Below are 23,479 nucleotides of genomic sequence, written 5' to 3'. Positions count from 1 at the left end.
ATTGTTTTTATGAAAAATAAAGTGTCACCAGAAGTTCAAGAACAAGCGCTGAAAGTTGCCAAAGGTATTCAAAAGCCAGGCCAGACAAAAGAGCAAACCAAGTTAATTGCTCAAGGTATAGAAAAGGGGATTGCTGAATACAAAAAACAGCAAAATAAAAAGTTGCGTGAAAAAGATAAGCAGCGCAAACAAAAAATAAAACAACAAGCGCAGCAAACAGAAGGTGATAGTCAGCAGGCTGAAAAAGCACAAAGTGTGAGCAAAATGCCTTGGCTGCTATTAACTATTAGCTGGCTTGGTTTTATCGCATATGTCACTTTAACGTGAACAAAGTGACTGCAATGGCCTCTTAGGTCTCAATATTAAGCGGGGACAATTGGTATTCTAAGGGTTTCTCTTCTTAATAAGTTTACGGCAACTTCCGGCGGCACTTCATAAAATTCATTGACGTATTTTTTTGCTTGTAAGAAATAACTTACTTGCTTTCTTACTGAACATGGGTTTTCGCATTGTTGTGCGAATACTAGCGTGTAATTTCCTGGTGTTTTAATTGAAAGTTTTTTTGCGTGCTCTTCAGGAACATCAGGTGTACAGCCTATTCTTATCACATTAGAAAATAAGCTATGCGTCATCACATAAACGCTACCTGTTGAAACTTCATTTGGATTAAATTTTTGTACAGAATTGTCCATTTCACTCATTCACTTTGTTCCATTATTCAGAAAATACGGGCTATCGGCATCTGCCTATATGGTTAAAATACCATTATATCTAATCCAGACAATATAAATACAGTTATTCATTACAGGAGCATGGCTTTCTTGCCGATTACTATTGGCCTACCGCGCTGTTGAAAAAACATTCAATAAAGAGTGAAGTTTAGGTAGGGGACATCCTTTTATTACTGTATACTGCGCGACCTTATAATTTGACGTAAATGAGTCAATGAAGCCTTGGTTTCATCAAATCATTTATTGTTATCAGATCGCTGCACGCAGCCATTCATAAATAAAGCTAGGAAACCTCCTTTTGATCACTACATCGAACATTACAATGCAGTTTGGCGCAGAGCCATTGTTTGAAAATATTTCTGCCAAATTCGGCAACGGAAACCGTTATGGTTTGATTGGTGCGAATGGTTGTGGAAAATCAACGTTTATGAAAATTCTAAGCGGAGAACTAGCGCCCAGTTCAGGCAATGTCTCAATTACGTCAGGAAACAAAGTTGGTACATTAAGCCAAGATCAATTTGCTTTTGAACAGTACAGCGTCATTGATACCGTGATCATGGGGGATGTAGAGCTATGGAAGGTTAAGCAAGAACGTGACAGCATTTATGCTCAAGCAGAAATGAGTGAAGATGATGGAATGCGCGTTGGTGATTTGGAAAGCGAGTTTGCTGAAATGGATGGCTACAGTGCAGAAAGTAGAGCCGGAGAAATCCTACTTGAAGCAGGTATAGAAGAGTCATTTCACTACGGTTTAATGGAGCAAGTAGCTCCTGGTTGGAAGCTACGTGTTCTTTTGGCACAGGCGCTATTCGCTAATCCTGATATTTTATTGCTAGACGAGCCGACCAACAACCTTGATATTCATACTATCAGTTGGTTAGAAACTGAATTGAATAAACGCAAATGTACCATGATCATTATTTCTCATGACAGACATTTTCTTAATGCGGTTTGTACACACATGGCAGATATCGACTACGGTGAATTACGTATTTATCCAGGTAACTACGAATTCTATTTGGCGCAGTCAAGCTTATTGCGTGAGCAATTGTTAGCGGGTAACACCAAGAAAGAAGAGGAAATTGCAGAGCTGCAAGACTTCGTTAATCGTTTTGGTGCAAATGCCTCAAAAGCAAAACAAGCAAGCTCTCGCGCTAAGAAAATGGACAAAATTAAATTAGACGAAGTAAAGTCATCTAGCCGTATTACACCAAAAATTAGCTTTGCATCGGGCAAGAAAATGCATCGTCAGGCGTTAGAACTTGAAAACTTAGGTCATGGCTTTGAAGAAGAAGTTTTATTTGAAGGTGGCGACTTATTACTAGAAGCTGGCGCTAAATTAGCCATCATTGGTGAAAATGGCGTAGGAAAAACTACATTTTTACGCTGCTTAATGAGTGAGCTTGAGCACAATGAAGGTGTTGTTAAATGGTCTGAAAACGCTTCAATTGGATATTGCCCTCAAGACAGTGGCCATTTCTTTGATAACGATCTGACGTTGATGGACTGGATGCAGCAATGGCGTAGACCTTGTCATAACGATCTGATGGTACGTGGCATGTTGGGACGCATGTTGTTTACTGACGACGATGCCAACAAAAAAGCACGTAATTGCTCAGGCGGCGAAAAGAATCGTTTGTTATTTGGCATGCTGATGATGCAAGACATCAATGTGTTAATTATGGATGAACCTACTAACCACATGGACATTGAAGCGATAGACGCCTTAAACAACGCACTAAAAGCTTTTGAAGGCACGCTAATTGTTGTTAGCCATGACCGAGAGTTTGTCTCCTCATTAGCTACACGTATTATTGATATTAAAGACAAAAAGTTGGTTAATTTCCAGGGAACATTGGACGAGTATTTGGCGAGTCAACTTGACACGCAACGTGTAGCATAAAGGCAGTTCCACGCTTTGATTTACTTGAAAAAGGCACGTAACAGTGCCTTTTAAGTATATATGGATTCAGTAGTTTATACTTGATTAATCTACCGCATTAGCTTCTTCAATACGCTCAAGCCTTGCTTTTTCTGCTTCAAAAGCTGCTTCAATTTCTTCTAAAATACTGTTTACATTGGCGCTTTTGGTTTGCTCTGCACAGTTTCCTGTTAATTCAGTCTCAGGCGTTAGTTCGCTTTTTTCATATAGTGCCCACATCTCGTGTGCGTATCGGGTTTTAAGTAGCTCTGGCGCAAACTGTCCGTAATACTGGGTCATGTTCTCAACGTCACGAATTAACATGGCTTTGGCATTATTGTTTGCTGATGCATCTACGGCTTGTGGTAAATCAATAATCACTGGCCCATAAGCATCTACCAGTACATTAAATTCGGATAAATCACCATGAACAACACCAGCACACAACATTCGAAGAACATAGATTATAACCTCTTCAAAATCTTCAATGGCTTGCTCTGTTGACATAGTGACATCATTTAAGCGAGGAGCTACATCACCGTCATCGTCAGTGATTAACTCCATCAACAAAACCCCGTCGTAACAACCATACGCTTCTGGTACACGTACACCTGCTTCAGCTAAACGACTTAGTGCATCAACTTCGGCATTTTGCCACGCTTCTTCTTGCTGTGCTCTGCCATATTTCGAGCCCTTTTCCATCGCACGTGCACGGCGACTGTTACGGCTTTTCCTGCCTTCTTGATAGGTTGCCGCTTTCTTAAAGCTGCGCTTATTTGCTTCTTTATAAACCTTGGCACAAATGATGTCGTCGCCACTACGTACCATATACACAGTAGCTTCTTTTCCACTCATCAGTTGGCAAATAACTTCGTCGACTAAACCGTCGTCAACAAGAGGTTGTATTCTTTTAGGTATTTTCATGGCGCGTTTATACCTTAGTTATAAGGTGTTTGGAACTAATAGTTTGAAATTTGAGCAATTTAGTTGGATTTACTTCAATAATTGCTAAATAAGTAAAGAAAGAAACAAAGCACGCTAGCGTTTTGTGAGCTGTTAGCGTGCATTGCAAACTAAATTATAAACCATTGTGATATTGAATATTGGTTTGTTCTGGCACCATGATATTTAGCGATTCTTTAACATTAGCGCTAATAGCAGCGTCTGTTAATGCATCACCTTCAAGCAACTGTTCAAATTGCTTAATCAGCTCTGCTTTATCTGGTGATTGTTTATCGCCGGCGCCAATATTAGTTAAATCAATCATAAAATCATCGAACAAATCGGCGAGGTCATCAATGACTTCGGTATTTAAAAACTGATCGTTATTATAGATACTAGGGTAGCCCGCTTTCTGTTTATCAATAGCGAATGAATCACCTTTTAGGTTGGTAATACTAGTTGATTTATCACAAGAGAGCATGCAGCCGTTGTCAATACGCGGCTTTTCACAGCCAACACTTTGTTGGAAGAAACATTGCCTACTCGTCATCAACAAAATAGGGTGATAGATGCTGTAAAGCATTTTGAAATTCTTAGGCGGTGCAATGGTTTTGATTTGCTGCTTATTAATTTCGTTTGAAATAAATGCGCCGCTACAATCAAACTCTTCCTGCATCGCTAGCAAGGCGTATGAGTTAGTTGTATTCAAAAATGGTCCGGCAATCCATTTAATGCCAAGCTCATAAGCGCGACACGCAATACCGGTATTATTGGTAACAATTAGCTTAGGGTTAACTTGCTCTAAAATATTCAATGCAACGTCATAGTCCTTGCCGATAAGCACCGATGGGAACCAAGGAATAAGCCTAGGGTTTTCCTGTAAGAAACCAACGTATTTAGTACAGCCACGTTTGTACGCATCGGGTAATTTAAAGTAGATATCCGCGTCGGTCACGTCAGCTAATGCGACATCAGCTTCACCACATATTAATAGTGACAAGTTGGCACGTGCGTTAGCTTTATTTGCAGGTAACTTTGCATGGCGGGCTAACTTCGGCAGGGTAACTTCAGGTAAATGTTGAATACCATTGTTTAATCTGCCTACTACTTCATTTTTAAGTGCAGTAAGTGCCTTAAATGGAATGCTGACATTTAGAGTTAGGTGCTCACAATCTAGAGACTTCAATTCAAAAGCAGCATTGTTTAGGCTTTTAAAGCGCTTATCAATTGCGGCTTTATCGATAGGGGCCTTGTCAGAATGCCTTAACAGCTCGGTCGACTGAACAACGAAGCTTTCTATTTTAGGTGCTGACGTCAACGAATTGCTTTCCGTTGTTGTAACGGTTATCGACAACGGTTGCCCTACGTCACCAGAGAAACTTAAATCAAGGGTAGGCTTTTCAATACTGAGGTGTTTTATTTTTTCAAAAACAGACGCAGTGATCTGGTCTTTTTCGTTGTTTAAGTTTTGCTCAACTTCGTGAATTTGAACGACAGAAATAGTATTGTTTGCTTTAACCGCAGCATCGACTGCATGATTTTTTGAATTATCGCGCGGGTTTTCAATAAACATCGATTGATTTAAATCGCCCCGTAAAAACGCATTGGAAAAATCCCGGTTAAATACCTTGTATAATCGCTCACCGCCTTCGGTCAACTCGCCAGTATTTACAAAACCATCAATTTGCTTTCTAAAGCTATCGATCACCGTATGTACATAGCTTGCGCCTTTAATACGACCTTCTACTTTAAAAGAGTGTACCCCTGCACCAATAAGCGCGGGTAAGTCAAAAAATGCAGAGTTGTCTTTTAAATTGAGTGGAAAATTATTGCCTGACGGGGTGGTTTCATACTCTTCTCGACACGCTTGGCTACAACGGCCTCGATTCCCCGAATTGCCAACACTGGCGGAAGTTGAATAACACAATCCTGAAAAGGCTACACAAAGTGAGCCGTGTACAAAGACTTCCGTCAACATGTTATGTTCGTGTCCCACTTTTGTCATGGCAGTAATTTCACGTAAATTTAATTCTCGTGACAAGTTAACGCGAGAGGCCCCCAGTTTTTGCAAAAACGGTATTTGGCCAATGTTATGGGTGGTCATTTGGGTTGAAGCATGAATATCAAGCGTTGGAAAATGTTTTTTCAGAATGTAAAACATGCCAAGATCTTGCACGATAACGCCGTCTAACGTGGTGTTAGCCAGCTTACTTAACAATTTAGCCAGTGTTTTAAATTCACGTTCTAAAATAACAATGTTCAATGTTAAGAAAATTTGGCATTGATACTGATGGGCTAATCGAATGATGCCAACAAGTTCATCGAAAGAAATGTTAGATGCACGGTTGCGGGCATTAAAGGTATCTAAGCCGCAGTATACAGCGTCAGCACCCGCGATAATGGCTGCTTTTATGGCATTGACATCACCACCGGGCGCCAATAATTCTATTTTTGGATTCATCTAATCAACTTAATTTGCGAATGACTCAATCAGTAATTTCATGAGAATTTTCAAGAAGAGGGATCTTACCCGTATATTACCTCGCTGAATACCGATAAAATGCGTAAACGCTAAGCAAAGCTTTTATTTGAGTTGCAATGGCCTTTATCGATGAACAATATGAGTTACGGGAAACAGATGACGCTACCTATTTTATATTCCTTGAGAAACTGCCCATTTGCGATGAGAGCAAGGTTGGCTATTTTTAAGTCACAACAGCCCGTTGAACTTCGTGATATTGTGCTAAAAAATAAGCCTGAAGAAATGGTGCTCGCATCACCTAAAGCGACGGTACCTGTCGTTGTTTTACCTTGCTCGACAGTTATTGATGAAAGTTTAGACGTGATGCTGTGGGCGTTGGGTGAAAGCGATCCCAATAATTTACTTCGTTCAACACACAATCAGCTCCAAGAAAATGAGCCGCAACAACCAGCTACTTCTCCTGAACTAAATGAAATGCTGACATTAATTCAGAAATTTGATATTGATTTCAAAACGTGTTTAGAAGCCTACAAATGTTCCAAGCGCTATCATGAAACTAACTTGTTGGAATGCCGCATCGCGTGTGAAGTGTATATTAAAGGTTTGGAAAATCGTTTAACGCAACATCAGTTCATATTTGACGGTAATGAAAGTCTAGCGGATATTGCACTGTTACCTTTTATCAGGCAGTTCGCCCGCGTAGAGAGGCAGTGGTATTTGCAATCACCATATCCAAACGTTAAACGCTGGCTTAATCAGTATTTGCAAAGTGCAATGTTCACTAAGGTGATGGCAAAGCACAGCTTGTGGTCGAGGGGGCAACAACCGCTTGTATTTGGTGATGTGTAAAATAGCTATTAGCAGACAATTGGCATTAATTTATTAGACACGTTTGATGACTTTTCATTTCATTTCCTAAATTGCCAAATGGCAATACAGGTGTTCTTTACTATACTGGCTCTGTTATTAATCAATATTATTGACGTCTCCTTTAACCTCTTGGTTTAAGGCAGTAATAGTATAGCAAAAGGTACTATTATGAATAAAATATCAACTCTATTTACGATTCTGTTTTTCGCATTTTCGGCTATCGCTGAAGAATCCAAATCCTATACCCAATGGGATACATTTCGATTTACAGTGGACAACCAACATGCCAAGAAATTCACTAAAAATATGCGGGCACATATTAAAAAATACCACACCGAAGCACCCCTAAAAACGAAAATATACAATGTCACATATGGTCCTGATGCCAATGAATTAATTTGGGTAATGGGCCCTGTCAATTTTTCTGAATTAGACGCTCGACCTGAGAATAAAAAACACGATGATGATTGGGCCGATAACATCAACCCTTATATTACGTCTTATAAACAAAGTGAATTATGGCGTTTGATGGAGGGGTTAGAGATAAATAATTTGGATAAGAACGATGCTCCTGAAATGTTTATGACGAGATACCTAACCGTAAGCAAGAGTTATGATCCCAAAGTCGGAAAATATTTATTAACGCAAATAAAGAAAACGCTGGATAAAATTGGCAAAGTTAAATATTGGGCAGTAATGGACAACCAGTTTATCCAAGGTTACAAAAATGGCCGTCATTTGATGGGGATTTCTTCCATGGAATCATTTGCTGCATGGGATGAAGACTGGGAATTTAGCAAACACTTTGAAGAGTTATACGGTAAAGGCAGCTTTAAAGCATTTCAAGCTAACTACGATAGGTCTTTTAAAAATCAATGGAATGAGCTTATTACGGTGAACAAAGAAATGAGTGGTTTATAAGCTACCTATTTTCAATCATAGAATGTGAGGGAGAGGGGAACTCTCCCTCACATTAACTTTACTACTTAGTTGTGGAATCGAATAAGGCGCCGCCGTCTACAGGATTAGACTTCTTACCTTTACTCTTTGGCACGATGACTTGTACCGTATTTGAGCAACTGGCGCCATTGGTATCGGTAGCAGTAAACGAAATATGATAAAATCTACCGTCGCCATTGCCATCTCGTTCGGCCCTAATTTCAGCCGTTTCGGTGTTAATGCCTCGACCATCTACGGAAGTGTCACCACTACCTGTTCCATTCACTTCTTCATCTTGAAAGATACTGTCAATTGAAATAGAGATTTTGTCATTATCAGCATCAGTAACCCCTAAAATACTTATTGGTACAAATTTATGGTTGGGCGACCATAATTGGCTTGTGCTAGGCTGTGCTAATTGACATTCGGGGGCATTATTCAATTGTAACCCTATAATCACGGGATCGTGATCTGAAGAGCGGAAGCTGTCAACACTATAAAGTGAGTTCACTTGCTCGTCGGATTTAAACTCTACGTTATAGTCCAATACACGTGGCTCATCCGCATTTATGTGCCATTCTGCCACACCTGTCACTTTATCAACCATTGATTCACTTGCTATTGCGTGGTCTAAATAACCACTTTCACCAGAGAATATAAATGAATAAGCTTGAGCGCCGTTAAACATATCGATGAGGTTAATAAATCCGTTATCGGTAAGGTAAGTGACAGTATCTTCTTTAGCGTATGAATTTAGATCGCCAAGAATAATAAAGTCATCATCACTACTCTGTGTTGGATCTGTTTTTAACCAGTCAGATAAAGCAATGGATGCATTCTTGCGCGTAGCGCTACAGTTCCCTTGACCATCATTTTTATTAGGATCACCGATGTTAGCACATGAAGATCCTTTAGACTTAAAGTGATTCACTACCACAGTGAAGGTTTCACCGTTATTTGATGTAAAGGTTTGAGCAAGGCTTGGACGATTTTTGTCGTCGATAAAGAGTGGGTTCACGCTGCTATCTAAAATGGCAAAATCATTTAATAGACTAACTTTTGACGCTTTATAAATAAGCGCTACTTTAATGGCATCAGTACCAATAGTGCCAGTATCAACATAACTATAGGTGTTTTCACCCATCAAAGCATTAAGACCATCTACTAAGTCTTTAATTGAAGCAACACTATTGTTTTCAATTTCATTGATACCAACAATATCAGCATCGATTTTAGAAATAGCCTGAAGTGTTTTATCGCGCTGGCGAGTAAATTCAGCTTCACTATCTGCACCGCGACAACCTAATACTCCATCAGGACCACATCCGGTGCCAGCGTTGTCAATCGTATTAAAGTAATTCAGAACATTGAAGCTTGCTAACTTCAAGTCCCCACCAACTAATGGTGGCTCAGGGTTACGGTCGTTATCTTTTGCAAAAAGAACACTTTCAGTTGGGTGAATACGGTATTTGCCAAAAGCATAGCTCAAAACACCTGTGACACTTGTCGTATAACCTATTCGCAATGTATTTTCTGACGTCAGCCCCAGCTCCGGATAAGGAATAATCTCAGGGTTTTGTTTAGTACTTCCGTCATCTAATGTGATTTTATTAAGCGCTACTGCAGTCTGATGGGCGCTATAACCATCTACGTTGGGTAGGTTGTTATGCGTAAATTGATACAAACGACCAGCTGAAAGTTCTAATTCACCATAACGAGCTAAATTAAAATTGTCGTTAACCGTCAGAGGCTGAGCAAAATCGACCAACATTCCTTCCACCTGCTCAAATTCTTCTATCGAGTTTAATGGTAATGTTAAGGACGATTGACTAATGGCTCCACCGGTATCACAAATAATTAGATCGCTTACTTGGTCTAATTGCGTATTACCTGAGAACTCATTAACTCGACCAATGACACGAACCTGATCACCCACATTGACATTGTCACTGGAGTGATAGACAAAAAGCCCCTCAGAAGTCGTAACATCGGCATCTGTGTCTTCATCTTCTTCTTGAATAAAGAAACCACTTAACTCGTTTGATGCCTGAAAATCGGCAGTTACTATACCTTCAATAATAATGTTGTTTTCGCCAAACAGCGGACTTGATGCGCCATTGCCTTGAATATCGTGAATGTATGTTGCTTCATCACTACACTGTCCAATCTCAACAACTTCTATTTCACAAGTGTTACTCATACCCGGCGTTGGCGGGAACTGTTGGTAGCCATCGGTATTTCGGCCAATACGAGCATCAATATCACATCGTTGATTTGAGTCTGTATCTTTGCTGCCATTTCCACCTTCATTAACTTGTGGCTGGCCTGGGTTGAGCAAGACAAGCAGTTGAGGGTCATCACCATCAAACGTGTCATAGACGATGGCGTCAATTAGATTTTCCGTCGAAACAGGCGTGTCGTTAGGAAAGTCAGACGCATCACCTTGAACAAGCGCCACAGCATCAGCACCGTTTTGAATAAGATTCGTATTAGGATTTACGTCTAAGTCGCAGTTTGCAGTGTTTGCGGCATCGCCGCATAATACAAAATAACCTTCTGCATTTGTCGATAGGCCGTCTAAATCAAAGGCATTATAACTTGCATTATCAGAGCCATTGTATAAAACGATTGAAAGACCTGTAAGATCTGTATTTCCAGCACCACCGTCGTACAGTTCAATAAATTCTGCGTTATCTGTGCTTGTTTGATCAGCATCAACTTCGTTTATAAGTACCGAAGCATTTGCTCCTGTAAAGCTACACCCGGCCAACGCTATAATTAGCGGTTTTAAGCGTGAACTCATTGAACCTAAGATAGGTAAATATCTTTGTTTCATGTTTATTCCTTTGAGAGCTAAATTAAAGTGGTCAAACACACCAAGGTTTTCTTGGTTTAACTGCATAGATAACGTGATTGAGGTTTATAATTATAATTTTTAATACGTAATGGTTAATGAAGGTTTTATTAAACAATTCATGCAATTTCTAATGTGTTCATGCGCAAAATCTATCTCTGCATAATGCAATTACTTGTTACAGAATTGTTAATTTAAAATCTTGAATATAGTTTTATAGAAGAGACTGACCAATTAGTCAACTTATTAACTGTACACTTGGTAGTAATGTTAAGTGAACTGCAATAGTTGAAACAATACTTCCGTATGTTAAGAAGTCAGTGTGCAGGCAGAGTAGAGCAGACATATTACTAGTATAAGGCTGGGGGCTTTTTCATTTTTTGACAGCCTAGCTATGCGCCCATACCAGTATTTACAATAGTTTTCTTTTTTGTTGAATCCAAACATTAGTTATTGTGTTTGAACTCTGTAAAACCTTTATCAGGACAAAACGTGTAATTATTATCTTGATTTCTTCTTTCACCGAGTCCAATTACCCATCGAAAGGTAAGACAATGGTTAGGCCCATCAAGCTCCACGATTTCGATCCTTGTAGGTCTATCTGAGGGGTACGTACGCACTTCACCTTGCTTCCAATATCCCAGTGGAAATTTACTCCCTAATCCTTTATAAGTTCTGACGCCCCATTGTTTCCGTTTGTCATAAATTCTCACCAAACCATCTCTTGAGTTATTAATGGTAAAGAAAGATTCAACCTCACCACCACGCTGGGTACTGTATGTTCTTTTATAATAGGGGATTTCATTACCTGCCCATTCAATTTTGGTGTTGTTGGTGTCTGTTTTAAAAGGGCCTGAAAGGTAATAATTGTCGCAAGGTCTATCTCGACCAATAACAATAGCGCAGGCAGTGGTAGAAGCTTCTTTTAGGTTCAATTCATGCTTACCGTCCCAGCGTTCTCCGGTAAAAAGTTCAACAGGAATGAATCGCTGTTTTGTTGCACTATTATAAGCTTTATCCCAGGAATCTTTTTCATCTGAAGTCGAATCGGTATACCCTAGAATGGGTAAAAATAAAATCGTGACAATAAAGATTTTTATATATTTTTTCATGATAGTTACCTTAAAATAAAGCCAGATCTGATGGTTAACCATATACCTCTAGGCTATCTTTTGGGGCTTCACCACGGCGTTGCATACCGTAGTCTCGAATAACCCCTGCAATTCTTAGTCTGTAATCCTCGAATACTCCGCCACGACCTTTCAATTGGGCAAGGCGATGAGATTCCAAACTACGCCATTCTTGAATTGCTGCTTCGTCACGCCAAAATGACAGTGATAAAAGCTTACCGTCATCAGTTAAACTTTGAAATCGTTCTATGGAAATGAAACCGTCAATTTTTGTAAGTAAAGGTTTAATTTCATTGGCTATGCTTAAGTATTCATCCGTCATGCCTTTAGCGACTTCAACTTCAAAGATTACTGCGATCATAAGTTACCTTTTAATTTAAAAAATAAGACCATTGTAGTTTGTCACAATAAGACAAATACGATACGCAGCAATAAAAAGCCATATAAAAACTTAGCGCTTTGATTGTTGGTATTTAGTTTTGATAAATGACCAATATGAGAGATTTATGATTGCGTTTTACTCACTTGCCGTAATAAATAGGGCCGTCTTTTAATCTCTCGATTCATTTGATTAAGTAAAACTCATTGCTGGGCTCTGAGGTTATCAATCACCTGAGCGTCTACCCAATACCGTTTTCCAACGTAATTACGACTGCCGTCTTCTTTCTCTTTCCATTCGCCTCTCGTAAAAAATAGATATTTTCCATCAGGTGTCACTTGAGGAGAGCTTTCTTGAAGTGCAGTGTTTATTGTTGGGCCCATATTCATGGCTGGTAACCAAGTGCCATCTTTGCGCCTGAAACTGATATAGATATCTGCTTGCCCGTATCCGTCCTCTCGTACTACATCCCAGATTAAATAGGATTCATCTCGCGCAACATAAGGGTGAGCAATGTATTCCCCTGTATTAATTTCGGTACCTAACTTTTTGGGATTTTCATACTTACCGTCTATCAGGCGTGAGTAACCAAGGTTGCCATGCCCGTTATCTTCTTTTTTAAAAAAAGGAAAATAATAGGTTCCGTTTGAAGTAACTGACAAACCATGTGCTTGTTCATTTAAGAATTCACCTGCGCTTTTAAGAGGTGACCAACCGGTGTCGGTTTTTTCTCTATACTCCTTTCCTTGATACATAATGTTGCCATCGAAAGAGAATTGCGGCCATCTTATTTTAGTCTCAGATTCTTGACCCCAGTGATTATTTTCATAGCGAATAACAAAAAATGTGCGCTGTTTATATTTGCCATTTTTCCTCGTGAAATAAAACTCCGTCATATCTGGCGAAAACGTACCACCTTCAAATAAGCCATCTGGAGAGACTATTTCAGGTTCAAAAAGTTGAGGGATAAGGCCCGGAGATTTTTCGCCAAAATAGCTATTTTCATTGATTGGAGGTTTACTTTTGCCATAACTGTTATCACTGATAGTGAAAGTTAGAAACAACAACGCAATTAAAAAATAAAGACGGCTCATCACTTATCCTTAATGTAAATTTAACGAATTATCTAACGTCAACATTGAGGCCCGCCGATAAAACGTTTAACTGTGATTGAATAAGTGGTTACCCTAGCAAAGTTAATTAAAAACGCATGACGTCTTTATGATTTTTAACTGATTTTGCGCTGATGGTGACAATCAACGAGTTAGGTGAGTGATTTAGTTTTAATTTTGCTAAGTTCTATTCGCAACAAGTTGAATGATCTTATCGTGAGGAGTGGCTAAACAATCTTCAAAACCTTCACTGCCGCCTTCGCTAGCTGAGCCGGTAAACTCATTTAGCCTTTTCATTTTTTCAAAACTTACGCTATCTCGATTATGCTCTAATTTAGGGTTCACCTCTTGATACTCTTTTAGAATTTTTCCCAAATATTGCTCCATTGATCTCAATAAATTATCCAAATTAGGTAGCTCAACCAAGTCAGGCAAACTCATGGCTTCAATTTTCAGTGCTTCCAATTCCAGTTGAGCCTCGTTTATCTGTGTCATACTTTCTCGATAGAAGGTAACTTGATATTCAGATAAAATAGTTGGAGAGAGGTTAAATTTATTCGTTAAACCGGCAGCTCTTAAATCTCTACTAACAGCTTTGGCCACGCGATAAGATGTACCGACGCGTTTTAAGTAGTCAGACCGAATCGCAGATCTAAATTTTGCCTCTTCGTGCAATTTTTCGTCTTCTAGTCGTATCAGCCGACGCTTTTCTTCTTCGCTTTCTTTATTTTCTTTATTGCTCGTCTCAAAAGCTTTTATTAACGCTGTAACTGTGCCGCCAATTAGCACAACTACAATTAACTGAAATAATGATTTAGCAGCTTCTACAGCGATATTTATTTTGTATTGTGGGAGACCAGTATCTGGTACTAAAAAAACGAGCATGAATATGCCAGCCACGGCTAACATTAAGAGTCCGCCTAAAATATAAACTAGAGTTTTAAACTTCAAATTGAATCCCTCCAATCATTTAGCGCCACAATAATGCGACTTGGTATTTGTTGGCTACCCTCAAGCAAGACTCGAACGATAAGCCAACGGTTATTTGTCCTGTTCGATTTGCCTTCTTTACACTTTCAATTCATTTGAAGCAACAATTGAAACGCTTCTTTCGATAAAACGCTTAAATGCTCTTTCAGGGATAAATTCCTTTCTTTGCTCGGTATTAAAGCGCTGTAAAATTTCATTTATTTGCTGATCTTCCATGATCTGTTCTATTGACATGTTTTCTTTAAGTAAAGTAGAAATACGCTCTAACCAAACTATTGTATTTTTATAGAAAGTTTCTACCACCTTCTTACTCGCAGGAGCTCCATGACCCGGTATAATCAACGTGTTTTCATCGCCAGTTGCTAATATTTTATTAATCGTTGCAGTAAATCCCTCAATGCCACCAGCGTAAAAAGTAGGGTGCCAACTATTATCAAAGACATCACCTACAAATAGAATATTACTCTCTGAGTGGAAATATAAACTATCTAAACTTGTATGTGATTTCACTTGAACCACGTCCAAACCAAACTTAGTCGATAAAAGGGCGGTGGTCTCATGGGTTTTATGGTTTAACGTTTCTTGTTCAAGAATTTTTGCGCCTTTATTTTGGAAATATTCGTTTCCACCAGAATGGTCTTCATGATTATGAGTGTTAGTAACATATGAAATTGGAAGGTTAGTAGTTTTTTTTATTAAAAGGTGAAGATCATCAAGTGCATTTTCTCCCGGCATAGGATCAATTAATAATAGCTCCTCACCACTCACAATTATGCCGACATTGGTACCGTATGCTTTACCCTCCAACACCCAAAATGTACCGCTATATTTTTTAATATCAAAGAGCGTATCTTTGGAATTTGCGAAGACAAATGAGGGAAGGAGTAAGACTAAAACTACAATCGATTTCCATATCATCATTAATTACCTTTTTTGTTATTAGAGTTAAACTATAGTGCTCTGGAAATTACACAGCGCTAGGCTAAACGGAACAGGAATTCGGCCTAGAATAAGAGTCGGTGTGGAGCCACGCAAGCGGTTAACATTTACGCTTTGCAATGGCCTGTTATTTTGCTTAGACGCCGATCAATCTTTTGTGATGAGCCAAACCGCGTGCAAAATACCCGGCACGTAAAAAAATAGGCACAGCACTATATTAATGAGTAAATCTTTACCCACGCCGCTTTTTAAAAACACCGCAATAGGTGGCAACAACAAAGCTAAAATAATATGTATTATCTTGTTCATATTGAATCTCCAATAATTTGATATTTAACTAGGTTTTCTCGTTTTATAACGTCCAGTGATTAGGACTAATAATAGCTTGCTAGTATAGTTTAACGTAGTAAAACTGAGCAAATTGTTAGCAGCCTCTCTTTCTTATGCACCTGTTATCTAACCCAAATACTAAATTATGATCAAAACATTGTGTTGTTGTTCTTAGATTTTTCATGAACAGGCTGTCCTACTCCCCAATGCGCCACAACCATACTGTCTTTCATTCGGAAAATATGTATGAGAGCCGCCCTGCGAGAGTCTGGCGTACATTTCACATGAAGATGTAACCACACTAGATCGCCCTCAGAAGCACTTCGCTTAATAGATATTGAAAGCTCTGGATATTCTTTATATTGATTTTGAAATAATCGGAATAGTCTTTCTCGGCCATCGCTTATATGAGGGGAATGTTCAATAAAGTTCACCCAATAACACTCGTCACGCAGAATATCTATTCTTTGTTGCGGCTTCAGGTCTTTTATGTCTTCCAATATTTCCATACAATAAATAGCTTTCTTTAGATTTGACAGCTCTATAGAGCTGTATGATTTGTCATCCGCGTGGCAAGACAACGTAAAAAATGCCGCTATAAATCCCGACAAAATTGAACTAACGCTTTTTTGATCATTCCTTTATAAATAGATAATCAATATTAAAAAATAACTTCAAATAATACGTCTCATGAAGAGGCAAATAAAAATCAGTTAAATAAGCGTCAAAAGGGGAAAAACAGCGGTATTTTGTCATTGTTTAACAAGCTTTAATTGATCCAGTACCCACCAAATTGAAGAAAGGCATGACCATTTTAATTGCTGGTTAGTTTCCATTAGTTACTGTTTCTTCTTTGCAACAAACGTTTTATTAATAATGCGCCATCCGTTCTCGCGTTTGTACATTACAAGATAGTCAATGTAATGTGTTTTTGGTGTATCAAAATCTAGCTTCACCATAGCCATTTTGTCATCAACTATATCGACTGACAGAATATTTGCTGACCATGTATCTTTAGTTGCTTTTTTAAAGTATCCAGCGAATTCTTTTAATGGCACTGTTCTAATGGTTTCTTTTCCTGTTTCCTTATTCACGCTTATCATTTTTACATGACCAAACTCCAAATCAAAAGCTTCTAAAAGGAGCTTTTGGTCTCCATTTGCAGCGCCATTAAAATAGTTATACGCCGTATCTATAACTGCTTGGTATTCTTTACCTGTCACAGAACCAGCACTACTGGTTGCAGTAAATAAAAAGGTGAAAGCCGCAACAGCCACTGAAAGCAGTGTTATTTTATTCATTGTATTTATATCTCACTAATTAACTTAGAGTTTTATTAGTAATAAACAATAATATGAAAACATTATTTGGTACACACTTGATGAATAAGTAAGCTATTTAAACTGTTACAAGTTGTGAGTATATTGCGATTGTAAAAATATATTCCAGTTGGGCGAGTATACAGATAAAGGGATGATAATAGCTTGCTAAACTGTAAAGCCGAGCGAAACTGAGCCAAGCTTTAGTAGTCCCGTGACTTTATTGAGAGTGGTCGTTACAAGGGGCAACGAAAAATACAAGGAGGCCGTCATCAAGTACGCACTATCTGATCCATGGCGATGATGTCTGCGATTCAAAGTAACCCAGTGTTCAAAGAAACATATCAGCGCTTTGTCGCATTTAGAAAACCTAAAAAAGTAGCAATAATCGCCTGTATCAGAAAGATGGTGGTGATATTAAATTCAATGCTCAGGGACCGTGTAATATGGGAAGCGCCAACGGCTAAAAATTAGTTATTGACGCCATAATCTCTTGTTATATTACATAGCTTCTACTTTACAGTTTATACAATGCTTGGGGATCTCAATATGATTCAAGCTCCAGTATTGGCAAGTTGCACCATATGGTTTGTTGCAACAAGTGCATTTTACATCACTAGCCGCGAATTTGACTTTAAGCAAAAACCAAAACGATATAGGAAAAGCGAGTAAATACATTTCCATTTTATTTAACAGAGTAGAAATAATAAGTAGTGCAAATATGGCTAAAAACAATTTGATATATAGCTTCTTTTGAACTTCTTACACTTCTTCAAGTAACGAATATCTCGATGGTTTCATAATGTAATATAACGCTAAAAGAACCCGCGCCTATGGCGTCGGGTTGCTTGCATTGTTAGCCGACTTCTAGGCTACGGTAAATGCTCCCCAGAAAAAACGAAATCACTTTCCAAAAGAGGGGTATGACATGCACGGCATGCATCTAAATCTTTAGATGCAGCTTTACCATTCGGTTTGTAAGCGCCAAAGTCCCAGTTTCCGGTGTTGATTTTGGACGTGCTTGTTTTTGCAAAATTCGCCTGTTTTTCCATTATTGCGATTAGTAGTAGTTTATCTTTTATTCTTCGATTCAAGACAGATTTTTTAACCGTACCATCTTCATTTTTTTGAACAGAATATACCTCTGCAACTAAGACTGATCCATTTAGAAATTCGCCCTTTGTATTTTTTCCTGCCATAGCAGTATCATTAGCAAATAATCGTATAAACTGATCATGGTTTTGCACCCTATCTAATGATAGATATTCCACAAAACTTTCTTTGTAATTTCCAGGTAGTGATACACGTTGATCATCTGCATTAGCTCCGAAAGTAACAAACAACAATAATAATATAATATTCGATTTCATACGATGCTCCAGTTCTACAATGTATGGGTACATAATATTCGTATACGAACATTGTTGTCAATTAATAATTAAAACTGCATAATATTTGTCTTCGAATACGTTAAAGGAGTTAAACTCTTGTCGGTGAATGCTGCTCGACTAAACGACCAATTGTGCTTTGCGCTATATTCAGCATCGCATCACTTAACTGCCATTTATAGGCCTATTCTTGAACCGTTAGGGCTAACGTATACACAGTTTGCTGTAATGATGGCTCTATGGGAATCAGATGGCATTTCAATCACTGAGCTTGCTTCTCGCACAAATCTCAGTAAAGCAACTATGACCCCACTACTAAAAAAGCTTGAGGAGAAAAGCCTGATTAAGCTTGATCGAATGCTTGAGAATGACCGGAAAAAAAAGGTTACGGTTACAGCTACGGGAAAGAAACTCGCATCAAAAAGTATAAGTGCGACTGAAAAAGCATTTTGCGCCAGCGGTTTATCAATGGATGAAGCAAAGTTAGTCATTAAGATTTGCCATAAATTAACCTTAAACAATGACTAAAGGTTAAATATGTGGGGCCCAGCTTTATTGCGATTTTTCAAGGCAGCTAACGCCTTACTAATGGGCGCATAAATGCTTGGCTAAAATCAGCGACGAAGGAGCAAAAAGCCAACTGTTTTTGTCCGTTTAATTGCCTTGTTATATTTTTTATACCATAATCCAATATATATTGGTACTACAAGGGTTTTACATTATGGCTAAAAATACGAGCGTAACATTAGGCGAGCATTTTGATCAATTTATAAATCAGCAACTTAACTCAGGTCGTTATGGTTCAGCAAGTGAAGTTGTGCGCGCTGGTTTAAGAGTCTTGGAAGATCAGGAAACAAAGATAATGAATTTACGCAAAATGCTAGTTGAAGGTGAAAACAGTGGCGTTGCAGATTACTCATATGATTCTTTGATTTCAGAGCTGGATAAAGATAACCATTAATGTCGAAATTCGAATTATCAGGTAAAGCCAAAAGTGATTTAATTAAAATAGCCAAATATACTCAATTAACTTGGGGAACAGCACAAAGGGATGATTACTTAAAACTGTTAGATAATACTTTCCATCAACTAGCAGGTGAACCGATGCTAGCAGTTAATTGCGATTATATAAGAGAAGGTTACCGAAAACGTCCTCAAGGTAGCCACATAATTTATTATAAAGCGCACAAAGCAAACCAAATTTTGATTGTAAGAATATTACACAAGAGTATAGATGTTAACCGCGCGCTCTGAAAAATATAACGCCCAATTACACAGTCCCGCTTGAATTGCTTGTTATACAACTTTTAATTGTTGCTCCCAGTTTTTCCATGAAACGCTTCTGCCAGGGTAAACTACATTTTTAAAAGGCCATTCTTTTTGCAACCAGCTCGATATAAATGCAAACAGTTTATTTTCTAAATCAATCCTATCAGAACGCACCCAAAAATAAACTTCACATTCGTATTGCTTTAAGTTGCATGGATCTATGTAAATAGAACCGAGACATATATTTTTATCCGTAGTTAAAACAGAGTATGCGAAAGCTTCTCTATTTTTAAATTCATCTTCATGAACAAGTAAACTAGCTATGCTATCTGCCAAAGTCATATGTGGCTTTGGCCAAGAATCATTTGGACCAAATACACCTCTAAGTTCATTGTGACAAGACATCACTGCCTCAAAGTCTAATTCAGCAACATTCCTGTCTAAAGGACAAATATGGAAGTCCTTAACATCAAAGCTTATAGGGATTTTAAAATTAGTAGGAATAAATAGTTTAGACATTCACCGAACCATAGAGTTGTATAACGCCCCTGTTAAGAGGCAGAAAATAGTTGGTTAAAATAAGCGACGCAGGAGCAAAAACCAACTGTTATTTTGTTCTTGCCCCGATAAAGTGGACACGCTCCGTGTGTTAATTTGCTGCTAATTCAAATTCAGCAGGTGTTTTATATCCTAAACTCGAATGTAAACGCTGTCTATTGTAAAAGTGATTTAAGTAACTCTTTAATAAAACACGTAATTTATCAACGCTGTTAAAAATATGTCCACGGATAACATCAGCTTTTAACGAATGAAAAAACGATTCAACTTCTGCATTGTCTGTACAGCATCCTGGGCGATTCATGCTCGCTTTCACGTTCCGTTTCTTCAAAAAAGCTTGCATGACATGGGCGCGATATTCAGCACCTCTATCAGTATGGAATAACACCGTATCTGATGGTTTTCGTTGAGCTAATGCTTGCTTTAATGCTTTCATGGTGAGGTCAGTTGATTTCTGTTGGCCTAACGACCAACCAATAATGCGCCTTGAGAACAAATCGAGTACCACAGCCAAGTAGTACCAACGATTACTGACTCATAAATAAGTGATATCCCCCGACCATTGCAGGTTAATAGAAGTAGGTTTTTCACTGTCTTTACGGTGATTTTCAATGGCTTTATAAAAGAACTTAACCTTTGCAGGCTTACTGTAGGTTTTAATCGCTCGTGCTCGTAAACCGTGTTCTTGCATTAGTCGCGCGACACGTTTTCTACTGGTGCGAATACCTTCTCGTTTTAGCGCATGAAATACGCTTGGGCTACCGTAAGTTTGTTTGTTGTGTTTAAACACACGCTTAATATGCTCAAGTAACTTTTTATCCGCTAGCGTCCGTGATGATTCAGCTCGACTACACCACGCGTAATGACCACTGCGTGACACGTTTAACCACGCACATAAGTAGGTAACACCTAATCGTTTTCCGTGTGCTTGGATGAATCCAAATCGCTCTGGTGGACTTCCGCCAGATACCGTTGCCACTTTTTTAACAAGTCGTTTTCCTGCTTTAACCGTTGGTTTTCTTTTTGCAGTTGTTTGATTTTATTCAGCTCTTTTTTACTAGGCACTTTACTCATTAATTCAGTGTTGCAGTGGTAGCGAGGCTTGTTCTTAAACTTTCCTTCTCGATATTCTTTGCGCCAACGACTGAGCATTAACAGATGAATATCGAGTGCTTGAGCAACATCCTTTGACATGACATCGTCTCTTAAGCTTAGTTCGACTGCTTTTATTTTGAAATTGACGGGATAAAACCAGGTTTTTCTGGGTTGGGTATATCTAGGCATTTTAGCCTCCTCAATGTGATGAGGAGGTGTCCACTAAAACGGGGGAACTACACAGTCCCGCTTTAGTTGCTTGTTAGCTGCAGTCACTAATAATTACTTTTTATTTGAAAGTGAATACTTAATGGATAAAAAACCAACTACAAATTTAAATGTTATAGAAAGAAAAAACTCAATTGGATTTCTATCAGTTGTAATGTCTCGAGGAGACATATTGCCAGCAGCAAACCCATTAGTTACACTTAGAGATAAGTCATACATACCTAGAGCAAAAAATGCCAAACCAAAAATAAACATTCCTGTTTTATTCATAAATCATCCCTTGAAATACAACAAATGCAGACATTTTTAGAGGCAGCTAACGCCCCAATAAGGGGCTAAATAATAGTTGGTTAAAATGTGTAGCGCAGCGAAACCCAACCAACTGTTATTTGTCCCGTTGCTTAATGCGCTTGTTAGGTGCTAGATGAAAATTAACTACTACTACTTTGGGTAATTACCGACTCCAAGCCTTTACTAAAACTCTTATTAATCTCTATTAATATAGCCAAACGATGCGATAAGCCTTTGGCGAACCCATGTAGTTCATCCTCTTTTAATTCACCCATTTCCATAACCTTATCTATGATTTTATCCTGATTTGAAAGATAAAGATCTTGCATTTGATACATTTGGGAGAAGCTTGTTATTTCTTTAAAGCTAAACGACTGTACAACCTGTGTCATTTTCGCTGAATTCCATGCCGAACTAGAAATAAGAACCATTGTATACTCAAATTCTAACTCGTTGGCATTTGACTCTTTTTCATCTACTTTTTTAATATATGAATTAATTGCTTCTAATATTTTTTCATGAGCTATTATTTTATCATCTAGCTTTTGTTTATTGTCCGTTAGCTCAGCATAAATGGCACTTTTCGCATTTTTGGCTAGCTCCAGTCCTTTTTGTTCATCTCTCCACTGATCAAGAGCCAGTGCTAACAACAGAGCAACTACGATAAAAAACGATTCCAATAATATATCAGGAACTCGTTCAGCAAATTTGTACTTTAATTTTGTCATTTCTATCCTAGTTAAAGACATGAATTCAAATAATGCACTGAACCACTTATGCACCTAATGCCCAATTAAGTTGCTGCAAATTTTTGGCTAAAATTAGCAAGGTACGAGCTGAGCCAAAAATTTGCAGTCCACTTGAATTGTTTGTTAGCAATATTAAAAACCATAGCCTGAATTATTGGAAGTAAAGTGTGTTATTCCCTCGCCTATTTGCCCTGATTTTTGATCTGTAAGCTTCACCTTTAAAGTATGCTGTCCCTGTTCAAGTTTTGGCTTTCTAAATTGAGCAATGACCATTGGCATATAACAACCACTTGATAGATCAAAGTCTTTGGGGAAATGCCCACACCCATCTAGTTTTTCATAAGTCCAAAAGTAATCTATCAAATCTATCGGTTTGTTATCTATAAAACCTAAAATCAATTCGTCAGATAATTCAGGGGCTATATTTAATATGGCTATTTTCTTTCCATTCACTACTTTTTGTATGAAGTTATCTTTTTTCAATTGCATTTTTTGGGTTTCAGATGAGTTTTGCAATAACATAGGTCTAAAAGATGCAAAAACTGAATTTGAGCCCCCATTTGATGCCCATGTAGATAGACTATACACTTCAATAGTCTCAAATGATGCATTAATGACCTGAGATTCAGTCAAATTTAAATTCCACCCCCAAAACTCCAGTGCTGTTTTAGCATATTTATCCTCATCACATATATACAATGAGTTATAAAATCCGGGTTCAATCTGTGCCGTATATTGACCATGTTCGTTACAAGTTACATGTACACTTTCTTTAGTTATCCACTTTTCTTTATTAAAGAAAACATCGCATTTTGAAACAGGAACACCTTTACCATCTAATACTGTACCCTCAATGGTTATTGCAGAGTGGGAAAAAAAAGGCATAAAAGTAATAAACAAAAATAAGACTCTGAATTTCATATATACTCCATTTCTTCACTAATATTGCTAACGCCCCTGTTA

Annotated in this window: 24 protein-coding genes and 2 pseudogenes; 8 read left to right on the top strand and 18 right to left on the bottom strand. The window is 38.2% G+C overall.

All coding sequences use genetic code 11. From position 1 onward, the window contains the following. Nucleotides 1–9 precede the first annotated feature (9 nt). Nucleotides 10–327 carry a DUF2956 domain-containing protein gene (locus tag QUE03_RS12930; RefSeq protein WP_286262092.1) on the top strand — a complete coding sequence of 106 codons (318 nt, stop codon included), beginning with the start codon at nt 10–12 and terminating at the stop codon, nt 325–327. A 35-nt stretch (nt 328–362) separates the two neighbouring features. Here QUE03_RS12930 and QUE03_RS12925 read toward each other — a convergent pair whose 3' ends face one another. Continuing rightward, nucleotides 363–701, bottom strand: a complete 339-nt coding sequence (locus tag QUE03_RS12925; protein WP_286262091.1) for a GIY-YIG nuclease family protein — start codon at nt 699–701, stop codon at nt 363–365. A 328-nt stretch (nt 702–1,029) separates the two neighbouring features. Here QUE03_RS12925 and QUE03_RS12920 point away from each other — a divergent pair, with 328 nt between their 5' ends. Next, nucleotides 1,030–2,634, top strand: a complete 1,605-nt coding sequence (locus tag QUE03_RS12920; protein WP_286262089.1) for an ABC-F family ATPase — start codon at nt 1,030–1,032, stop codon at nt 2,632–2,634. Between the two features lie 84 nt (nt 2,635–2,718). On the opposite strand, the gene QUE03_RS12915 is transcribed toward QUE03_RS12920, so the two are convergent. Beyond that, nucleotides 2,719–3,576 carry a PA4780 family RIO1-like protein kinase gene (locus tag QUE03_RS12915; protein WP_286262088.1) on the bottom strand — a complete coding sequence of 286 codons (858 nt, stop codon included), beginning with the start codon at nt 3,574–3,576 and terminating at the stop codon, nt 2,719–2,721. Between the two features lie 154 nt (nt 3,577–3,730). Further along, nucleotides 3,731–6,055, bottom strand: coding sequence for a peptidase U32 family protein (locus QUE03_RS12910; RefSeq protein WP_286262086.1), 2,325 nt, complete (start codon nt 6,053–6,055; stop codon nt 3,731–3,733). 150 nt (nt 6,056–6,205) lie between these two features. Here QUE03_RS12910 and QUE03_RS12905 point away from each other — a divergent pair, with 150 nt between their 5' ends. After that, the gene (locus QUE03_RS12905; protein WP_286262084.1) at nt 6,206–6,925 is read left to right on the top strand and encodes a glutathione S-transferase; all 720 of its coding nucleotides are present in this window, start codon (nt 6,206–6,208) and stop codon (nt 6,923–6,925) included. A 189-nt stretch (nt 6,926–7,114) separates the two neighbouring features. After that, nucleotides 7,115–7,867, top strand: a complete 753-nt coding sequence (locus tag QUE03_RS12900) for a hypothetical protein (protein ID WP_286262082.1) — start codon at nt 7,115–7,117, stop codon at nt 7,865–7,867. 61 nt (nt 7,868–7,928) lie between these two features. On the opposite strand, the gene QUE03_RS12895 is transcribed toward QUE03_RS12900, so the two are convergent. The 9 genes from QUE03_RS12895 to QUE03_RS12860 form a co-directional block, all read right to left on the bottom strand. Further along, nucleotides 7,929–10,721: an ExeM/NucH family extracellular endonuclease gene (locus QUE03_RS12895; protein WP_286262079.1), complete on the bottom strand. Its 2,793-nt coding sequence runs from the start codon at nt 10,719–10,721 to the stop codon at nt 7,929–7,931. Nucleotides 10,722–11,185: 464 nt separating this feature from the next. Beyond that, entirely contained in the window at nt 11,186–11,851 is a 666-nt protein-coding gene (locus QUE03_RS12890) for a hypothetical protein (RefSeq protein WP_286262077.1), read from the bottom strand. Nucleotides 11,852–11,885: 34 nt separating this feature from the next. Further along, nucleotides 11,886–12,230 carry an antibiotic biosynthesis monooxygenase family protein gene (locus QUE03_RS12885; protein ID WP_286262076.1) on the bottom strand — a complete coding sequence of 115 codons (345 nt, stop codon included), beginning with the start codon at nt 12,228–12,230 and terminating at the stop codon, nt 11,886–11,888. Nucleotides 12,231–12,451: 221 nt separating this feature from the next. Then, nucleotides 12,452–13,342 (bottom strand): hypothetical protein, encoded by an 891-nt coding sequence (locus tag QUE03_RS12880; protein ID WP_286262073.1) that lies wholly within the window; start codon nt 13,340–13,342, stop codon nt 12,452–12,454. 198 nt (nt 13,343–13,540) lie between these two features. Continuing rightward, entirely contained in the window at nt 13,541–14,311 is a 771-nt protein-coding gene (locus QUE03_RS12875) for a hypothetical protein (RefSeq protein ID WP_286262071.1), read from the bottom strand. Nucleotides 14,312–14,428: 117 nt separating this feature from the next. Next, on the bottom strand, nt 14,429–15,271 hold the full coding sequence (locus QUE03_RS12870) for an MBL fold metallo-hydrolase (RefSeq protein WP_286262069.1): 843 nt from the start codon (nt 15,269–15,271) through the stop codon (nt 14,429–14,431). 165 nt (nt 15,272–15,436) lie between these two features. After that, nucleotides 15,437–15,598, bottom strand: a complete 162-nt coding sequence (locus QUE03_RS12865; RefSeq protein WP_286262066.1) for a YqaE/Pmp3 family membrane protein — start codon at nt 15,596–15,598, stop codon at nt 15,437–15,439. A gap of 170 nt (nt 15,599–15,768) precedes the next feature. Beyond that, the gene (locus QUE03_RS19640) at nt 15,769–16,128 is read right to left on the bottom strand and encodes a nuclear transport factor 2 family protein (RefSeq protein WP_350227389.1); all 360 of its coding nucleotides are present in this window, start codon (nt 16,126–16,128) and stop codon (nt 15,769–15,771) included. A gap of 330 nt (nt 16,129–16,458) precedes the next feature. After that, nucleotides 16,459–16,920: a nuclear transport factor 2 family protein gene (locus tag QUE03_RS12860; RefSeq protein ID WP_286262064.1), complete on the bottom strand. Its 462-nt coding sequence runs from the start codon at nt 16,918–16,920 to the stop codon at nt 16,459–16,461. 243 nt (nt 16,921–17,163) lie between these two features. Here QUE03_RS12860 and QUE03_RS12855 point away from each other — a divergent pair. Continuing rightward, nucleotides 17,164–17,412: pseudogene (locus QUE03_RS12855) on the top strand (IS110 family transposase); the annotation flags it as partial. A gap of 398 nt (nt 17,413–17,810) precedes the next feature. On the opposite strand, the gene QUE03_RS12850 reads toward QUE03_RS12855, so the two are convergent. Continuing rightward, nucleotides 17,811–18,308, bottom strand: coding sequence for a cytochrome P460 family protein (locus QUE03_RS12850; RefSeq protein ID WP_286262062.1), 498 nt, complete (start codon nt 18,306–18,308; stop codon nt 17,811–17,813). A gap of 123 nt (nt 18,309–18,431) precedes the next feature. Here QUE03_RS12850 and QUE03_RS12845 point away from each other — a divergent pair, with 123 nt between their 5' ends. The 3 genes from QUE03_RS12845 to QUE03_RS12835 all read left to right on the top strand — a co-directional run bounded on the left by QUE03_RS12845 (nt 18,432) and on the right by QUE03_RS12835 (nt 19,580). Continuing rightward, nucleotides 18,432–18,854 (top strand): MarR family winged helix-turn-helix transcriptional regulator, encoded by a 423-nt coding sequence (locus QUE03_RS12845; protein WP_286267846.1) that lies wholly within the window; start codon nt 18,432–18,434, stop codon nt 18,852–18,854. Between the two features lie 193 nt (nt 18,855–19,047). Further along, on the top strand, nt 19,048–19,287 hold the full coding sequence (locus QUE03_RS12840; protein WP_286262060.1) for a type II toxin-antitoxin system ParD family antitoxin: 240 nt from the start codon (nt 19,048–19,050) through the stop codon (nt 19,285–19,287). Then, on the top strand, nt 19,287–19,580 hold the full coding sequence (locus tag QUE03_RS12835) for a type II toxin-antitoxin system RelE/ParE family toxin (protein WP_286262058.1): 294 nt from the start codon (nt 19,287–19,289) through the stop codon (nt 19,578–19,580). The genes QUE03_RS12840 and QUE03_RS12835 overlap by 1 nt, the downstream gene beginning before the upstream one ends. 42 nt (nt 19,581–19,622) lie before the next feature. Here QUE03_RS12835 and QUE03_RS12830 read toward each other — a convergent pair whose 3' ends face one another. From QUE03_RS12830 to QUE03_RS12810, 5 genes and pseudogenes are all read right to left on the bottom strand, one after another. Next, complete coding sequence (locus tag QUE03_RS12830; RefSeq protein WP_286262055.1) at nt 19,623–20,114, bottom strand: hypothetical protein; 492 nt, start codon at nt 20,112–20,114, stop codon at nt 19,623–19,625. Between the two features lie 130 nt (nt 20,115–20,244). Next, nucleotides 20,245–21,437: pseudogene (locus QUE03_RS12825) on the bottom strand (IS3 family transposase). A gap of 93 nt (nt 21,438–21,530) precedes the next feature. Continuing rightward, nucleotides 21,531–21,746, bottom strand: a complete 216-nt coding sequence (locus QUE03_RS12820) for a hypothetical protein (protein ID WP_286262053.1) — start codon at nt 21,744–21,746, stop codon at nt 21,531–21,533. 161 nt (nt 21,747–21,907) lie between these two features. Then, nucleotides 21,908–22,495, bottom strand: coding sequence for a hypothetical protein (locus QUE03_RS12815; RefSeq protein ID WP_286262051.1), 588 nt, complete (start codon nt 22,493–22,495; stop codon nt 21,908–21,910). 153 nt (nt 22,496–22,648) lie between these two features. Then, nucleotides 22,649–23,437, bottom strand: coding sequence for a hypothetical protein (locus QUE03_RS12810; RefSeq protein WP_286262049.1), 789 nt, complete (start codon nt 23,435–23,437; stop codon nt 22,649–22,651). Between the last annotated feature and the right edge of the window lie 42 nt (nt 23,438–23,479).

It is taken from the genome of Thalassotalea atypica (genome assembly GCF_030295975.1).
In the GTDB taxonomy this organism is placed as follows: domain Bacteria; phylum Pseudomonadota; class Gammaproteobacteria; order Enterobacterales; family Alteromonadaceae; genus Thalassotalea_F; species Thalassotalea_F atypica.
This window is presented reverse-complemented; position numbering and strand designations above follow the sequence as displayed.

Coding starts and splice junctions, on each gene's coding strand:
- QUE03_RS12910 (WP_286262086.1), bottom strand. CDS start 6,055: ATGAATCCAAAAATAGAATTATTGGCGCCCGGTGGTGATGTCAATGCC.
- QUE03_RS12860 (WP_286262064.1), bottom strand. CDS start 16,920: ATGAATAAAATAACACTGCTTTCAGTGGCTGTTGCGGCTTTCACCTTT.
- QUE03_RS12900 (WP_286262082.1), top strand. CDS start 7,115: ATGAATAAAATATCAACTCTATTTACGATTCTGTTTTTCGCATTTTCG.
- QUE03_RS12810 (WP_286262049.1), bottom strand. CDS start 23,437: ATGAAATTCAGAGTCTTATTTTTGTTTATTACTTTTATGCCTTTTTTT.
- QUE03_RS12885 (WP_286262076.1), bottom strand. CDS start 12,230: ATGATCGCAGTAATCTTTGAAGTTGAAGTCGCTAAAGGCATGACGGAT.
- QUE03_RS12870 (WP_286262069.1), bottom strand. CDS start 15,271: ATGATGATATGGAAATCGATTGTAGTTTTAGTCTTACTCCTTCCCTCA.
- QUE03_RS12850 (WP_286262062.1), bottom strand. CDS start 18,308: ATGAAATCGAATATTATATTATTATTGTTGTTTGTTACTTTCGGAGCT.
- QUE03_RS12865 (WP_286262066.1), bottom strand. CDS start 15,598: ATGAACAAGATAATACATATTATTTTAGCTTTGTTGTTGCCACCTATT.
- QUE03_RS12830 (WP_286262055.1), bottom strand. CDS start 20,114: ATGTCTAAACTATTTATTCCTACTAATTTTAAAATCCCTATAAGCTTT.
- QUE03_RS12835 (WP_286262058.1), top strand. CDS start 19,287: ATGTCGAAATTCGAATTATCAGGTAAAGCCAAAAGTGATTTAATTAAA.
- QUE03_RS12880 (WP_286262073.1), bottom strand. CDS start 13,342: ATGAGCCGTCTTTATTTTTTAATTGCGTTGTTGTTTCTAACTTTCACT.
- QUE03_RS12820 (WP_286262053.1), bottom strand. CDS start 21,746: ATGAATAAAACAGGAATGTTTATTTTTGGTTTGGCATTTTTTGCTCTA.
- QUE03_RS12930 (WP_286262092.1), top strand. CDS start 10: ATGAAAAATAAAGTGTCACCAGAAGTTCAAGAACAAGCGCTGAAAGTT.
- QUE03_RS19640 (WP_350227389.1), bottom strand. CDS start 16,128: ATGGAAATATTGGAAGACATAAAAGACCTGAAGCCGCAACAAAGAATA.
- QUE03_RS12890 (WP_286262077.1), bottom strand. CDS start 11,851: ATGAAAAAATATATAAAAATCTTTATTGTCACGATTTTATTTTTACCC.
- QUE03_RS12905 (WP_286262084.1), top strand. CDS start 6,206: ATGAACAATATGAGTTACGGGAAACAGATGACGCTACCTATTTTATAT.
- QUE03_RS12915 (WP_286262088.1), bottom strand. CDS start 3,576: ATGAAAATACCTAAAAGAATACAACCTCTTGTTGACGACGGTTTAGTC.
- QUE03_RS12895 (WP_286262079.1), bottom strand. CDS start 10,721: ATGAAACAAAGATATTTACCTATCTTAGGTTCAATGAGTTCACGCTTA.
- QUE03_RS12840 (WP_286262060.1), top strand. CDS start 19,048: ATGGCTAAAAATACGAGCGTAACATTAGGCGAGCATTTTGATCAATTT.
- QUE03_RS12815 (WP_286262051.1), bottom strand. CDS start 22,495: ATGACAAAATTAAAGTACAAATTTGCTGAACGAGTTCCTGATATATTA.
- QUE03_RS12925 (WP_286262091.1), bottom strand. CDS start 701: ATGAGTGAAATGGACAATTCTGTACAAAAATTTAATCCAAATGAAGTT.